This is a genomic window from Piscinibacter gummiphilus (assembly GCF_002116905.1).
Taxonomy (GTDB): Bacteria; Pseudomonadota; Gammaproteobacteria; order Burkholderiales; family Burkholderiaceae_C; genus Rhizobacter; species Rhizobacter gummiphilus.
In genome coordinates, this window is record NZ_CP015118.1 from 973,000 (window position 1) to 986,790 (window position 13,791).

The 13,791-nt window shown below is 71.2% G+C and carries 11 protein-coding genes; 9 read left to right on the forward strand and 2 right to left on the reverse strand.

Features of this window, described 5'->3' with window-relative positions; genetic code table 11:
* Positions 1–33: 33 nt before the first annotated feature.
* The gene (locus A4W93_RS04410; protein ID WP_085749455.1) at positions 34–1,122 is read right to left on the reverse strand and encodes a S1C family serine protease; all 1,089 of its coding nucleotides are present in this window, start codon (positions 1,120–1,122) and stop codon (positions 34–36) included.
* A gap of 132 nt (positions 1,123–1,254) precedes the next feature.
* Between A4W93_RS04410 and A4W93_RS04415 the strand changes: the two genes are divergently transcribed.
* From A4W93_RS04415 to gudD, 5 genes are all read left to right on the forward strand, one after another.
* Positions 1,255–2,055, forward strand: a complete 801-nt coding sequence (locus A4W93_RS04415; RefSeq protein WP_085749456.1) for a carotenoid biosynthesis protein — start codon at positions 1,255–1,257, stop codon at positions 2,053–2,055.
* Entirely contained in the window at positions 2,052–3,416 is a 1,365-nt protein-coding gene (locus tag A4W93_RS04420) for an oxygenase MpaB family protein (protein WP_085749457.1), read from the forward strand. The genes A4W93_RS04415 and A4W93_RS04420 overlap by 4 nt, the downstream gene beginning before the upstream one ends.
* 78 nt (positions 3,417–3,494) lie before the next feature.
* A complete protein-coding gene (locus tag A4W93_RS04425; protein WP_085749458.1) occupies positions 3,495–5,336 on the forward strand; it encodes a diguanylate cyclase in 1,842 nt (613 codons plus the stop codon).
* 91 nt (positions 5,337–5,427) lie between these two features.
* Entirely contained in the window at positions 5,428–6,393 is a 966-nt protein-coding gene (locus A4W93_RS04430) for a Bug family tripartite tricarboxylate transporter substrate binding protein (RefSeq protein ID WP_085749459.1), read from the forward strand.
* Between the two features lie 34 nt (positions 6,394–6,427).
* A complete protein-coding gene (gene gudD, locus A4W93_RS04435) occupies positions 6,428–7,762 on the forward strand; it encodes a glucarate dehydratase (RefSeq protein WP_085749460.1) in 1,335 nt (444 codons plus the stop codon).
* A 214-nt stretch (positions 7,763–7,976) separates the two neighbouring features.
* Here the strand turns inward: gudD and A4W93_RS04440 are convergent, their stop codons facing one another.
* Complete coding sequence (locus A4W93_RS04440) at positions 7,977–9,842, reverse strand: PhoX family protein (RefSeq protein WP_085749461.1); 1,866 nt, start codon at positions 9,840–9,842, stop codon at positions 7,977–7,979.
* Positions 9,843–9,888: 46 nt separating this feature from the next.
* On the opposite strand from A4W93_RS04440, the gene A4W93_RS04445 reads away from it, so the two are divergent.
* The 4 genes from A4W93_RS04445 to A4W93_RS04460 all read left to right on the forward strand — a co-directional run bounded on the left by A4W93_RS04445 (position 9,889) and on the right by A4W93_RS04460 (position 13,772).
* A complete protein-coding gene (locus tag A4W93_RS04445; RefSeq protein ID WP_085749462.1) occupies positions 9,889–10,245 on the forward strand; it encodes a DUF1304 domain-containing protein in 357 nt (118 codons plus the stop codon).
* Positions 10,246–10,344: 99 nt separating this feature from the next.
* Positions 10,345–10,830, forward strand: coding sequence for a hypothetical protein (locus A4W93_RS04450; protein WP_085749463.1), 486 nt, complete (start codon positions 10,345–10,347; stop codon positions 10,828–10,830).
* Positions 10,831–10,841: 11 nt separating this feature from the next.
* Positions 10,842–11,075, forward strand: coding sequence for a hypothetical protein (locus A4W93_RS04455; protein ID WP_157131587.1), 234 nt, complete (start codon positions 10,842–10,844; stop codon positions 11,073–11,075).
* Positions 11,076–11,132: 57 nt separating this feature from the next.
* Entirely contained in the window at positions 11,133–13,772 is a 2,640-nt protein-coding gene (locus A4W93_RS04460) for a DEAD/DEAH box helicase (protein WP_085749465.1), read from the forward strand.
* Positions 13,773–13,791: the final 19 nt, after the last annotated feature.

Consider the following 13,791-nt stretch of genomic DNA (forward strand, 5'->3'; position numbering starts at 1 on the left):
AGGGTTGAAAACGACGGGGCACTGTAGCGCGGTTCACTCGCGGAGTTCGGCGAGGGTCACGTCCACCTTGCGCACTTTGCCCGCCCGGGACACGGTCAGTGTCACGCGGTCGCCCGGCTGGAAGCGCTCGAGCGCGGTGAGCATGTCGTCGAGGTCGGAGACCTCCTCGCCGTCCACCGCCTGGACCACGTCGCCCTGCACGATGCCACCCTCGGCGCCGCGCTGGAAGGGCACGAGGCCGGCCTTCGCCGCCGGGCCGCCCGGGGCCACGCGCACGAGCGGCAGGCCCTTCGGCAGGCCGAGGGTTCGGCCCATCCCCTCGGGGCCGGACGTCACGCCGAGCGAGGGCCGCACCATCCGGCCGTCGCGGATCAGGCGCGGCACGATGCGGTTGACCTCGTCCACGGGGATCGCGAAGCCGATGCCGGCGCTGGCGCCCGACGGGCTGTAGATCGCGGTGTTCACGCCGATCATGCGGCCGGCCGAGTCGAGCAGCGGGCCGCCCGAGTTGCCGGGATTGATCGCCGCGTCGGTCTGGATCGCGCCGCGGATGCTGCGGCGGGTCACGGACTCGATCTCGCGATCGAGCGCGCTGACGATGCCCACCGTGAGCGTCTGGTCGAGCCCGAACGGGTTGCCGATCGCGTAGACGCGCTGGCCCACGAGCAGGTCCTTGCTGGTGCCGATGGCGATGGGGGGCAGCTTCGCGCGCGGCGCGTCGATCTTCAGCACTGCGATGTCGCGGTCGGGGAACACGCCGACGAGCTGGGCCTTGTGGCTGCTCTGGTCGGACAGCGTGACCCGCGCCCCGTTCGCGCCCTGGATCACGTGGTAGTTGGTGACGATGTGGCCGCGGTCGTCCCACACGAAGCCGGTGCCGGTGCCCTGCGGGACCTGGTGGGTGCGGGCCGAGAAGAAGTCGCGCTCCAGGCCGAGGGCGGTGATGTTGACGACCGAGGGCGACGCGCCCTTGAAGACGGCGATGTTGTTCTGCTCCTCGGCGGTCAGCGGGCCGCGCGGGGCGATGGGCCGCGGTGGGGCGTCGGTGCGGGCGACGGCGGTCAACGTGCCGGCCAACAGAACGGCGCTCACGAGGAGGGAACGGGGCGAGGGCAGGGGCATGGTGTCGGTGCGGGCGAGTGGCGTCCGGCGCCCATGTTAAGCAAGGCCCGGGTCGGCACGATTGCACGGCGCGGGATGTCGCACGTCGCTGCAACGCGGCTACGATGCGCCACCTCCACGGCCGGCCCGACCATGAACCCCGTCACCACCGCCAGCTTCGTGTTCCTCGCCGCGCACCTCGTCGCGCTCGTCGTGCGAGGGTACGGCGACACCACCCTCGCCCTCGTCGTCAGTTCGCTGCTCATGTTCGCGTGCTGCCTCGCGAGCGCCGTGCACCTGCTGGGCGCGAAGGCGGCGCTGAAGTTCGTCGCCATCGCCGTGGTGCTGGGCTGGTTTGCCGAGCAGATGGGGGCGTCCCACGGCTGGTTCTTCGGCGAGTACGACTACACCGACGTGCTGGGCCCCCGCCTCGGCGAGGTGCCCGCGGTGATCCCGCTGATGTGGTTCTCGCTCACCTACATGGGCTACGTGATCGCGAACCTGATCGTCTGGCGCGCGCCGGTCGACGGCTCGCCGCGCTGGTTCGACGCCGTGGTGCTGTCGCTGCTGGCCGCGATGGTGGTCACCGCCTTCGACCTCGGAGCCGATCCCTACTTCGTCTACACGCTGAAGGCCTGGATCATGGTCGAGAAGGACGGCTGGTGGTTCGGCGAGACGGTGCAGGGCTTCTTCGGCTGGATGTTCGTGTCCTTCTGCATCGTCTTCCTGTTCCGCCTGACGCTCCGCCACACGCCGCCGCTGCCCTGGAGCCCGGTGAACCGACGGCATGCGCTCGTGCCAGTGCTGATGTACGCGGGCTTCATGGTGTTCCAGATGTGCGTGAGCCACCCGATGGAGCTGCGCACCATCGCGTTCTTCGCGATGGGCATGCCGATCCTCTGCGCGCTGGCGGGCTGGCAGCACTGGCTGCCGTCGGGAAAGGACGTGCGATGAGCCGCCCCGATCTCGACCGCATGCAGCATGTCGCCGACCCCCTGGCCGACGACACCGTGGCCGCCGTGCTGGGCGACTGGGCCGAGGTCGGCATCGCCGAACGGCTCGAGCGCATCCGCGTGATGAACCGCCTGATCGGCGGGTGGAAGACCAACGGCGACCTCGTGGGGTGGCGGGCGGCGGGTGACGGTGTCACGCCGGGCATCGCCGCGCCGCTGGAGGCCTTCGTGCAGGCAGGATGCAAGCTGCCCGGGTGGGTGGACAAGGACAAGATCGCGCGCGCCGAGGAGATGTTCTTCGCGCAGGGGCCGCTGTCGTGCCTGCTGCTGTTCTGCCGCAGTCTGCCCGAGTGCTACGTGGTGCCCGACCTCGCGGCCGTGCTGCAGGTGTCGGGCCAGCTCACGCAGCACACGGACTACCGCGTGCGGTCCACGGCCGCGATGATCTTCCCGGTGATGATGAAGGGCGGGCTCACGACGCCGGAGGGCGGGGGCATCGCCCAGACGCTGAAGGTGCGGCTGATCCACGCCACGATCCGCCACCTGATCCTGCACGGGAACCCGTCGGACGTCCGGGGCGTGGTGCCGCCGCTGGTGCTGGGCGGGCCACCGAAGTCGATGCACGAGGCGCTGCTGGGCCACGGCTGGAACGTCGAGGCCGACGGCTTGCCATGCAACCAGGAGGAACTGGCCTACACGCTGTTGACCTTCAGCCACTGCTTCCTGTCCAGCCTGCACCGGCTGCACCTCGGCCTGGGTCCGGAGGAGGAGGGCGCCTACCTCCACGCATGGAACGTCGTGGGCCACGTGCTGGGCATCCACCGGGAACTGATGGTGCAGGACACGCCGCAGGCCCAGGCCTTGTTCGACGAGATGCAGGCGCGCGGCCGCGCCGATCCCGTGTCGCCCGACCCGCGGCCCGCGCTGGCGTCGGCGCTGATGAACGCGATGTCGGCGGAGATCCCGTTCCGCGTCGCGAAGCCGGTGCCCGTGCTGATGACCCGCCACCTGTGCGGCACGGCGACGTCGTCCGACCTCGGTCTGAACGGCCACGTGTCATGGCTGTCGCGTGCGCTCTTCGCGCTGGGCATGGGCATCGTGGGCGTGATCGACCGCGCGGCACGGCTCGTGTGGCCCGACTTCTCGCTGTCGCGGTTCGTCGTGCGGGTGCTCGGCTACCACGTGGTGACGAAGCTGCTGATGGACCAGACGCGGCCGCTGCAGCTGCCCGACCACCTGCTGTCGCGGGTGCGGGACGTGGTCGCCGCGTGGAGCGACGACCCGAAGGCACCGCGCTGGCTGAACGTGATGGAAGACCGGTTTACCACGATCGGTACGTGGAAATCCGTGGTTCGCCGGTGATGCCGTGCGGGGTGTCCCCCCGATAATGGCGCGCCGCTCCGGCATGGCGCCGAGCGGTCCCTGCAGTTCCTCCATCCCATGCACTCCCGCCGCGCCCGGTCGCTCCTCCTCTGGTGCCTTGCCTTCCTGATCGGCGGGCTGCTCTGCGCCTCCGGCCTCCGTGCGCAGCCCGTCGCCGGGCGGGCTCTCGTGCTCGACGGCAGCGTCGAGACGGTCGACGCCTGGTCGGCCGCCACGCTGCGCTTCGATGCCACGCGGTCGCAGACCCTCGACGACGTGCTGGCCGACCCCGCGGGCTTCAAGGCCCCGGCCTCCGACTTCCCCACCTTCGGCGTGCGCAAGGACGCGCTGTGGGTGCGTGTGCCGCTCGACGTGCGCTGCCAGAGGCGGTGCCCGTGGGTGCTCGACATCGACTACACCGCCATCTCCTACGTCGACGTGTTCCTGCTGACCGAGGGGCGGCTGGTCCAGCGCATCGAACTCGGCAACCTGCGGCCGTTCGCCGACCGCCCCCTCGGCGCCCGCAGCCACGCCGCGGTGCTCGACCTGCGCCCCGGCAGCCGGCAGGAGCTGGTGCTGCGCATCGAGACCAAGGGCGCCATGATCGTCCCGCTGTCGCTCAACACGCCGGCCCAGTTCCACTCGCGCGCGCTGAACGAGCAGATGCTGCAGGGCCTGCTGTCGGGCCTCGGCATCTGCTTGCTGCTCTACAGCATCGGCCAGGGCATCGGGCTGCGCGAGAGCCTGTTCCTGAAGTACGCGCTGATGATCTCGGGCAGCATCGTCTTCTCGCTGCTGCAGTTCGGCATCGGGGCGCAATACCTGTGGACCGACAGCCCGTGGGTCGAGACGCACATCGGGCCGCTGTCCGCGCTCATCGCGTCGGTGGGGTCGTTCCTCTTCATCGAGCAGGTGCTGGCCGGGCCCGACACCAGCCGCATGTTCAGCCGCGTGATGAAGGGCGGTGCGGTGTTCGCGGCGGCCACGGCGGCGGCCTACGTGGCCGGTGTGATCGACACGCGCATCGTCAGCGGCATCGTCAGCATCCTCGCGCTGATCCCGGTGCTGATGGGCATTCCCGGGGCGGTCAAGCGCGCGATCCGCGGCGACCAGGTCGGCGTGTGTTTCCTGATCGCGTGGGCGGTCTACTTCTTCGCCACCGCGGTGATGATCATGGTGATCAACGGCCGTGCGCCGGTGAACTTCTGGACGCTGCACTCGTTCCAGTTCGGCGCCACGGTCGACATGCTGCTGTTCATGCGCGTGCTGGGGCTGCGCATGAAGGACATCCACACGCAGGCGCGCCACGCCACGCTCGAGCGCGATGCCATGCGCTCGCTCGCCCACACCGACCCGCTCACCGGCCTGCCCAACCGCCGCGGCCTCAATGCCACGCTGAATGCCGCGCTGAATGCCGCGCTCGCGCGGTCGGGCGACAACCGCCACGTGGCCGTCTACATGCTCGACCTCGACGGCTTCAAGCCCGTCAACGACCGCCACGGGCACGACGTGGGCGACGAGCTGCTGATCGCCGTGGCCGGGCGCCTCCTGTCGAGCGTGCGCCGCGGCGACACGGTGGCCCGGCTCGGGGGCGACGAGTTCGTCGTGATGTCCGAGCAGCTCTCCGGCGAGGACGATGCCCTGCTGTTCGGCGAGCGCCTGCTGGCGGCCTTCGCCACCCCGTTCGACATCGACCCCCACAGCTTCCGCGTGGGGGGCACCATCGGCTACGCGCTGGCCCCGGCCGACGCCACCGACGCCGTCACGCTGCTGAAGTTCGCCGACGCGGCCATGTACCTCGGCAAGGAATCGGGCAAGGGCTGCATCCGCCGCGGCGGGGCGGCGGTGCTGCGGGAAGCCTCGTCCCCGGAAGCCGGCCTCGCCTGGCCCCAGCCCCCGGAAGGACAACCCACTGCGTAGATCCCACTACGGGTTTTCCGGTCGTTGACGCGGCTTCGGTTAACGTTAACAATTCAATCCCCCGGCCCCTCCGGGCCGACTGGAGAGTTCGATGAAGACCTGGTTCCGTTCCTTCGCCGCCTTGGCCGTTTCGGCCGTGATCGCGTCGCCCGCCTTCGCCTGGCCCGACAAGCCCGTGACGCTGCTCGTGCCGTTCCCGCCGGGCGGTTCCACGGACAGCCTGGCGCGCACCCTCGGCGCGAAGCTGCAGACCGACTGGAACCAGACCGTCATCGTCGACAACAAGCCGGGTGCCACGGGCACCATCGGCGCCGGCCAGGTCAAGCGCTCGGCGGCCGACGGCTACACCGTGCTCGTGTCGTCGCTCGGTCCGTTCGTGATCGCGCCGCACCTGATCAAGAACGTGCCGTACGACGCGTCCAAGGACTTCGACCTGCTGATGGTCGCCGTGCAGGCCCCGAACGTGCTGGTCGTGCCGGCGGTGTCGCCGTACAAGAGCGTCGCCGACGTGCTCGCCGCGCTCAAGAAGGACCCGGGCAAGATGAGCTTCGCCTCCTCTGGCAACGGCTCCTCCGATCACCTGACCGCCGAACTCTTCTGGCAGCAGACGCACACCGAAGGCCTGCACGTGCCGTACAAGGGCGGCGCCCCCGCCATCAGCGACCTGCTGGGCGCGCAGGTCGACGCCTCGTTCCAGAACATCAACGCCGTGATCTCGCAGATCCAGGCCGGCAAGCTGCGCGCGCTGGCCGTCACCGGCGACAAGCGCTCCGCGTTGCTGCCGCAGGTGCCCACCCTCGCCGAGTCGGGCGTGAAGGGCGCCGACGTGTACTCGTGGCAGGCCATCGCCGCACCGAAGGGCCTGCCGGCCGACGTGAAGGCGAAGCTGCACAAGTCGCTGGTCGCGGCCCTGCAGGACCCGGCCGTGCACAAGAAGCTGACCGACGTCGGCTTCGAGATCGTCGCCAACACGCCCGAGCAGTTCGCGCAGTTCCAGGCCGCCGAGTTCGCGCGCTGGAAGAAGGTCATCGAGACCGGCAAGATCACCGCCGACTGAGCCGGCTCACGTTTTTTCCCCTGGGAGTCATTCCATGTCCACCCCGAAGGTCGTCGACCTCAAGGTCATCCCCGTCGCAGGCCGCGACGGCATGCTGCTCAACCTCAGCGGCGCACACGCGCCGTTCTTCACCCGCAACATCGTCATCCTCACCGACAGCGACGGCCACACCGGCGTCGGCGAGGTGCCGGGTGGCGAGAAGATCCGCCAGACGCTCGAAGACGCACGCCCGCTGCTGATCGGCCAACCCATCGGCGACCACCTGCGCCTGCTGCAGGAAGCCCGCGCGGCCTTCGCCGACCGCGACAGCGGCGGCCGCGGCCTGCAGACCTTCGACCTGCGCATCGCGATCCACGCGGTCACCGCGATCGAGTCCGCGCTGCTCGACCTGCTGGGCCAGCACATGGACCTGCCGGTCGCCGCACTGCTCGGCGAGGGCCAGCAGCGCGACCGCGTCGAGATGCTCGGCTACCTGTTCTTCGTGGGCGACCGCACGAAGACCGGCCTCGACTACCTGAACCCCGGCGACGAACCCGACGAGGCCGACGGCTGGAAGCGTGTGCGCCACGAGACCGCGATGACACCCGAGTCCGTCGTGCGCCTGGCCGAGGCCGCGTACGCGCGCTACGGCTTCAACGACTTCAAGCTCAAGGGCGGCGTGCTGTCCGGCGAGGCCGAGGTCGAGGCCGTCACGGCGCTGCACGAGCGCTTCCCCAAGGCGCGGGTCACGCTCGACCCGAACGGCGGCTGGCTGCTGAAGGATGCGATCCGCCTGATGCGCGACATGCACGGCATCCTCGCGTACGCGGAAGACCCGTGTGGCGCGGAGGAAGGCTTCTCCGGCCGCGAGGTGATGGCGGAGTTCCGCCGCGCGACGGGCCTGCCCACCGCGACGAACATGGTGGCCACCGACTGGCGCCAGTTCCAGCACGCGCTGTCGCTGCAGTCCGTCGACATCCCGCTCGCCGACCCGCATTTCTGGACCATGGCGGGTTCGGTGCGCGTGGCGCAGACGTGCCGCGACTGGGGCCTCACGTGGGGTTCGCATTCGAACAACCACTTCGACATCTCGCTCGCGATGTTCACGCACGTGGGCGCCGCTGCGCCGGGCCGCGTGACCGCCATCGACACGCACTGGATCTGGCAGGACGGCCAGCGCCTGACGAAGGACCCGCTGCAGATCAAGGGCGGTTTCGTCGAGGTGCCGAAGCGCCCCGGCCTCGGCATCGAGCTCGACATGGGCGAGGTGATGAAGGCCAACGCGCTGTACCAGCAGCACGGCCTCGGCGCACGCGACGACGCGATGGCGATGCAGTTCCTGATCCCGAACTGGAAGTTCGATCCGAAGCGGCCCTGCCTCGTGCGCTGATCGCCCGAAAAATCCCCCCGGATCGCGGGAGGCCCCCCGCGCGAAGCCCCCGATCCGGGTGATTTTTCACAAAGATCCCCGCAGGTCGGGGGACCGTCCCGATGCGTGCTGTCACACAGCGGGCGTACAGTGCGAACCAGACGGCGGTGCGGCGTATCCGCTCATCCGCACCAAGAAGACCGGCAATGTCTCGTGACCGGCGCCGTCGCCATCTTCACGTGCCCACGACCCCGCCGTCGTGGCGCCTCACCACCACGGTGGCCGACCTCGGCCGGCCGCCGTCGGGCCAGCGGGAATGCAACGACGGCCAGGCCGGCTCGTTGCGCGCCGCCACCGGGCTCTCGCCGGGATGCTGGATGTTCACGAACAGCGTGCGCAGGTCCGGCGTCGACGTCACCCCGGTCACCTCGCATTGCCTCGGTCCCGTGAGGAAGCGCCGCACCTCGCCCGTGGCCGGGTCCGCCGCGAGCATCATGTTGTTGCCGTAGGTGCCGGTGGACGACGAGTTGTCGGTCTGGATCCACAGCACGCCGCGCGGGTCGATCCACAGGCCGTCCGGACTCGCGAAGAGGTCGCCGCGCACCGTGCCGCCGTGTTCGGGGGCGCCCGCGAGCACGAAGTGCGACCACGTGAACGTGGTGCCATCGAAGTCGCCGTCCTCCTTCCAGCGGATCACCTGGCCCCACACGTTGCGCGCGCGCGGGTTCGCCGCGTCCACCCCCGGCTGGCCGGGCGCCCCGCGCTTGCTGTTGTTCGTGAGCGAGCAGTAGACCTCGCCCGTGGACGCATCCACCGCGATCCATTCGGGCCGGTCCATCTTCGTCGCACCGAGCAGGTCGCTCGCCTGCCGTGTCTTCACGACCACCTCGCCCTGGTCGGCGAACCCGGCCTGCGGCGTGAGCGGGCCTTCACCGGCGACGAGGGGCAGCCACCGGCCGCGGCCGTCGGCATCGAAGCGTGCGGCGTACAGCGTGCCGTGGTCCAGCAGCGTGCGGTTCGCGGCCGCGCCGCCCGGCGCGATCCGGTCGCGGCTGACGAACTTGTAGACGTACTCGAACTGCGCGTCCTCGCCGGAGTACACCACCGCGCGGCCGTCGCGGGTCACCGCCACCGTGGCGCCTTCATGGGCCGCGCGGCCGAGGGCCGTGCGCTTCACCGGCGTCGACGTGGGGTCCATCGGGTCGATCTCGACGATCCAGCCGAAGCGGTTCGGTTCGTTGGGATGCCGCACCGCGTCGAACCGTTCGTCGTGCTCGGCCCAGCGCATGCCCACGCCGCGGCGGGTCACTCCCCAGCGGGCCGCGTGGGCGTCGGGCCGGTCCGGGCCGTTGAAGTAGAGGATGAAGTTCTCCTCGCCCGTGAGGTAGGTGCCCCACGGCGTGATGCCGCTCGCGCAGTTGTTCAGCGTGCCGAGCACCCGGCGCCCCGACGGGTCCGCGGCCGTGCGCATCAGCGGGTGGCCAGCGGCCGGGCCCGACACCGCGACGGGCGTCAGCGTGCTGATGCGCCGCGCGTAGCGGGACGGCCGCACGACGTTCCAGCGATCGCCGTCGCGGGCCACCTCGATCACCGAGACCCCATGCGCCGCCTGCCCCTTGCGCACCTTCTCCGCACTCCAGTTCGCCGTGCCGTCGGGGTGCAGCAGGCCGTCGTCGACGTACTCGTGGTTCATCACGAGCAGGCCCCGGTCGGACCCGTCGAGCGCGAAGTAGTGCATGCCGTCGTGGTGCATGCCCATCTGCACGGCCTGCTCGTCGGCGGTGTTGCCGGCATCGGGGCGGAAGGCGGGCATCGCGCCGGCGAGGCCCACCGGGTCGCCCCACGGTGCGATCACCTGGGCCGTGTAGCCGGGCGGCACGACCACCGTGTCGGCCGTGGACACCGGCACGGACTCGAAGCCCAGCGGGGAGGGCGGCGCGGCGGGCACCTGCCGGCACGCCGCCACCGGCCCGAGCAGCGCGCCCACCGTGAGGCCCACGCCGCCGCGCAGCACCGTGCGGCGCGCGGGGTCGGACACCTCGTGGATCGACGGGTTCGCCGATCGGTTGCTGTCTTCCATCGTGTCGAAGTCTTTGGCCATGCGCGATTCTGTGCCATGCTCGCGCGATCACAACACCGGGGATCCCATGTCCACTGCCGCCCACATCGTCGTGGCCCTCATCGGCCTGCTCCACATCTACATCCTCGTCCTCGAGATGTTCCTGTGGACGAAGCCCGCGGGCCTGCGCGCCTTCGGCCAGACGCCGCAGACGGCGGAGCTGACGAAGGTGCTCGCGGCCAACCAGGGCCTCTACAACGGCTTCCTCGCCGCGGGCCTGCTGTGGGGCGTGTGGCTCGGCCCGGCCGGCAACGCGATCAAGGTGTTCTTCCTGCTGTGCGTGCTGGTCGCGGGCCTCTACGGCGCGGCCACCGCATCGCGCAAGATCCTGTTCGTGCAGGCCGTGCCGGCACTGATCGGCCTCGCCCTCGTCGCGCTGTCGTAGTCCCATCCCTACGCGCATCAGCGGGCCGATCCGATGGGCCCCGCGTGCGTTCGTTGGTGCAATGAAGGCTCAGTGAACATCCCTCGAAGGAGAAGCACCATGGCCTACGACAAGCACTCACCCGAACGCGATGCGAACCTCGACCCGATCACCCGGGAGCCGGGCGCCCACCCCGTGGGCACCGGCGTGGGCGCCGCTGCGGGCGGCATGGCCGCCGGTGCGGCCGTCGGCACCGTGGCCGGCCCCGTCGGCTCGGTGGTCGGCGCCGCCGTGGGCGCGGTGCTCGGCGGCCTCGCCGGCAAGGGCATCGCCGAGGCGATCGACCCCACGGTGGAGGACGACTACTGGCGCGCGAACTACCGCGCACGCCACTACGTCGACGCCGCCGAGACCTACGACGACTACGGCCCCGCGTACCGCTACGGCGTGGAGCGCTACGCGCACGCCGAAGGCCGCTCGTACGACGAAGTCGAGCCCGAGTTGTCCCACGACTGGGGCGCCGCGCGCGGTGGCTCGCGCCTCGACTGGGAGCGGGCGAGCCCCGCCACCCGCGACGCCTGGAGCCGGCTCGACGCCAACCGGTGACGGAGGCCGCCATGCTGAACACCGTCTCCGACCGCTACCACGCCTTGCGGGAGGAACTCTTCCGCCTGCAGGCCCAGGACGTGCGTGACATGCCGGCGATCGAACGCGTGCTCGACGCGCTCTCCGCGGAATACCGTCGCCTCAAGAGTGAGGATGGCCAGCATGGCAACAACCCGCTCGAGTGGCGGCACGGCGAACCGCCGGTGCTGACCCTCGACGCCGAGGACGTGCTGCCGCTCCCGTGACATCGCGCGGCGCGGGGATGTGGTGCAATCTGCCGCCACGTCCGATCCCGCCGCCGCATGCCCGCTCCGCTTCCCTCGTCCCGTGACGCCGCCATCGCCGCGTGGGTGACGGCGCTGCGCGCCGGGGCCGATGCCGCGGCCTTGCGGGCGCTGCCGGAACTCACGCCGGACGAATCGGCGCGCGTGATGGAGGCGATGCGCGTGGCCGGCCAGGTGGACCCGCCACCCACCGACGGCCCGCGGTTCCGTCCCCGCCTCACGCTGCAGACGCTCGGTCGTGGCGAAGGCCTGCTGGGCATGCGCCCCTCGGGGCCGTTCGGGCCGCGCGGCACCGCGGTCACCGTCGCCTTCGTCGACTGGGTCTACACGCTGCCGTCGGGCGCGGTGGTCGAGGTGCCCGCGCCCACGTCCGTGCTCAACAGCCGCGCCCCCGCGCGCATGTCCACCACGGACACCGAAGGCCGTGCGGTGACGCTGCGCCGCGACGCACGTGCCGAGGCCGACGCGATGGACCAGGTGTGGGGCCTCGGCCTGCACCCGCTCGACGCGTCGACGCTGCAGTGGCGCGACCGCGCCTACGTGTCGCCGGGCGCGGCCCTCTGGTCCCTCGAACAGGAAGTCCGTTTCGCCGACCTGTGGGCCGATGCACTGCCGGGCCTGCGTGCGAGCGGCTGGCGCATCGTCGTGCGCCCCGGCTTCGCGCACGAGAGCGCCCGGGTGCAGGCCTGGCGGCTCGTGCTGGACCCGGTGAGCGGCGAGGTCCTCGGCAAGGAGGTGGCGGGGCCGATGTCGCCGCGGCCCGCGGCGGTGGGGTCGCTGCGCCAGCCGAAGCGGGAGGGGTCGTTCATGCTGAGCCTCGGCGTGGAGATCGAGGGCGAGACCTGGGACCTCGCCCCGTTGCTGTGGGACCTGCTGCGCCGCGACCGCCGCTGGCTGGACGCCCGCCAGATCGCGGCCATCCCCGACGAGGCGGTCATCACGCTGCGCGCGCCGGGCGGCCGCCGTGTGGACGCCCCGGCCGCGCCGCTGAAGGCCATCGTCGGCACGATGGTGGACCTGCTGACCGGGCCCGAGGCGCCGTCGGGCCCGCTGCGCCTGTCCGCGTGGGACACCCGCCGCCTCGACGCGCTGCGCGCGAGCCTGCTCGACACGCAGGTGGAACGTGCCGGTGAACACGGCCGCTGGGCGCTGACCGGCGACGTCGGCCTGCGCGACCTCGCGGCCCGCCTGACCCACACCACCGAACCCGCGGCGGTGGCCGACCCGCCTGGCCTCGCCGTCACGCTGCGCGACTACCAGCGCCGCGGCGTCGCGTGGCTGCAGTACCTGCGTGAGCAGCACCTCGCCGGCATCCTCGCCGACGACATGGGCCTCGGCAAGACCGCCCAGGCGCTGGCCCACCTGCTGATCGAACGCCAGGCCGGCCGGCTCGCGGGCGCGCCCGCGCTGGTGGTGATGCCCACGTCGCTCGTCTTCAACTGGCAGGCCGAGGCGAAGCGCATGGCGCCGGACCTGCGCGTGCTGACGCTGCACGGGCCCGACCGCGCCGAACGCCTCGCCGACATCGCGACGCACGACGTGGTGCTCACCACGTACCCGCTGGTCTGGCGCGACATCGACGCGCTCGAGGCCGTGCCGTTCCACGTGCTGATCCTCGACGAGGCGCAGACCGTCAAGAACCCCGCGGGCCGCGCCGCCCACGCGCTGCGCCGCCTGCGAGCCAACCACCGCCTGTGCCTCACCGGCACGCCGCTCGAGAACCACCTCGGCGAGCTGTGGGCGCAGTTCGATTTCCTGATGCCGGGTTTTCTCGGTGACCAGCGCTCGTTCACGCGCCGCTGGCGCAAGCCCATCGAGGAGAACGGCGAGACGCTGCGCGCCGAACTGCTGCGCCGCCGCGTGCGGCCCTTCATCCTGCGCCGGCGCAAGGACGACGTGCTGGCCGAGCTGCCGCCGAAGACCGAGGTGATCGAACGTGTCGAACTGCAGGGCCGGCAGCGCGCGCTGTACGAGAGCGTGCGCGTGGCGTCCGACGAACTCGTGCGGCGTGTGCTCGTGCGCAGCGGCTTCGGCGGCGGGCTGATCTCGATCCTCGACGCGCTGCTGAAGCTGCGCCAGGTGTGCAACGACCCGCGGCTGCTGCAAGGCCGCCGCATCGCGCAGGACATCGAAAGCGCCAAGCGCGAGCGCCTGCGCGACCTGCTGTCGTCGCTGGTCGCCGAAGGCCGGCGCGTGCTGGTCTTCTCGCAGTTCACCGCGATGCTGTCGCTGGTGCAGGGCGACCTCGACGAGCTCGGCCTGCCGTGGCTCGCCCTGACGGGCGACACACCGCCCGCGCGGCGTGGCGCGGTGGTGCGTGCGTTCCAGGCCGGCGAATGTCCGCTGCTGATGCTGAGCCTGAAGGCCGGCGGCGTGGGCCTGAACCTCACGGCGGCCGACGCCGTCGTGCACATCGACCCCTGGTGGAACCCGGCCGTCGAACGCCAGGCCACCGACCGCGCGCACCGCATCGGCCAGGACAAGCCGGTGTTCGTGTTCAAGCTGATCGCGGCCGGCAGCATCGAGGAACGCATCCTCGACCTGCAGGCCCGCAAGGCCGCACTGGCCGACGGCGTGCTGGGCGAAGACGAGGGTCTGGCGATGAAGTTCTCGCCGGCCGACCTCGACGCGCTGCTGGCGCCGCTGGCCTCACCCTGATTCACAACCAAGGAGACAA

What these genes read in the sequence shown, in the direction of transcription:
- A4W93_RS04410 (WP_085749455.1), bottom strand. Translation starts at nt 1,122, where the DNA reads ATGCCCCTGCCCTCGCCCCGTTCCCTCCTCGTGAGCGCCGTTCTGTTG.
- A4W93_RS04415 (WP_085749456.1), top strand. Translation starts at nt 1,255, where the DNA reads ATGAACCCCGTCACCACCGCCAGCTTCGTGTTCCTCGCCGCGCACCTC.
- A4W93_RS04420 (WP_085749457.1), top strand. Translation starts at nt 2,052, where the DNA reads ATGAGCCGCCCCGATCTCGACCGCATGCAGCATGTCGCCGACCCCCTG.
- A4W93_RS04425 (WP_085749458.1), top strand. Translation starts at nt 3,495, where the DNA reads ATGCACTCCCGCCGCGCCCGGTCGCTCCTCCTCTGGTGCCTTGCCTTC.
- A4W93_RS04430 (WP_085749459.1), top strand. Translation starts at nt 5,428, where the DNA reads ATGAAGACCTGGTTCCGTTCCTTCGCCGCCTTGGCCGTTTCGGCCGTG.
- gudD (WP_085749460.1), top strand. Translation starts at nt 6,428, where the DNA reads ATGTCCACCCCGAAGGTCGTCGACCTCAAGGTCATCCCCGTCGCAGGC.
- A4W93_RS04440 (WP_085749461.1), bottom strand. Translation starts at nt 9,842, where the DNA reads ATGGCCAAAGACTTCGACACGATGGAAGACAGCAACCGATCGGCGAAC.
- A4W93_RS04445 (WP_085749462.1), top strand. Translation starts at nt 9,889, where the DNA reads ATGTCCACTGCCGCCCACATCGTCGTGGCCCTCATCGGCCTGCTCCAC.
- A4W93_RS04450 (WP_085749463.1), top strand. Translation starts at nt 10,345, where the DNA reads ATGGCCTACGACAAGCACTCACCCGAACGCGATGCGAACCTCGACCCG.
- A4W93_RS04455 (WP_157131587.1), top strand. Translation starts at nt 10,842, where the DNA reads ATGCTGAACACCGTCTCCGACCGCTACCACGCCTTGCGGGAGGAACTC.
- A4W93_RS04460 (WP_085749465.1), top strand. Translation starts at nt 11,133, where the DNA reads ATGCCCGCTCCGCTTCCCTCGTCCCGTGACGCCGCCATCGCCGCGTGG.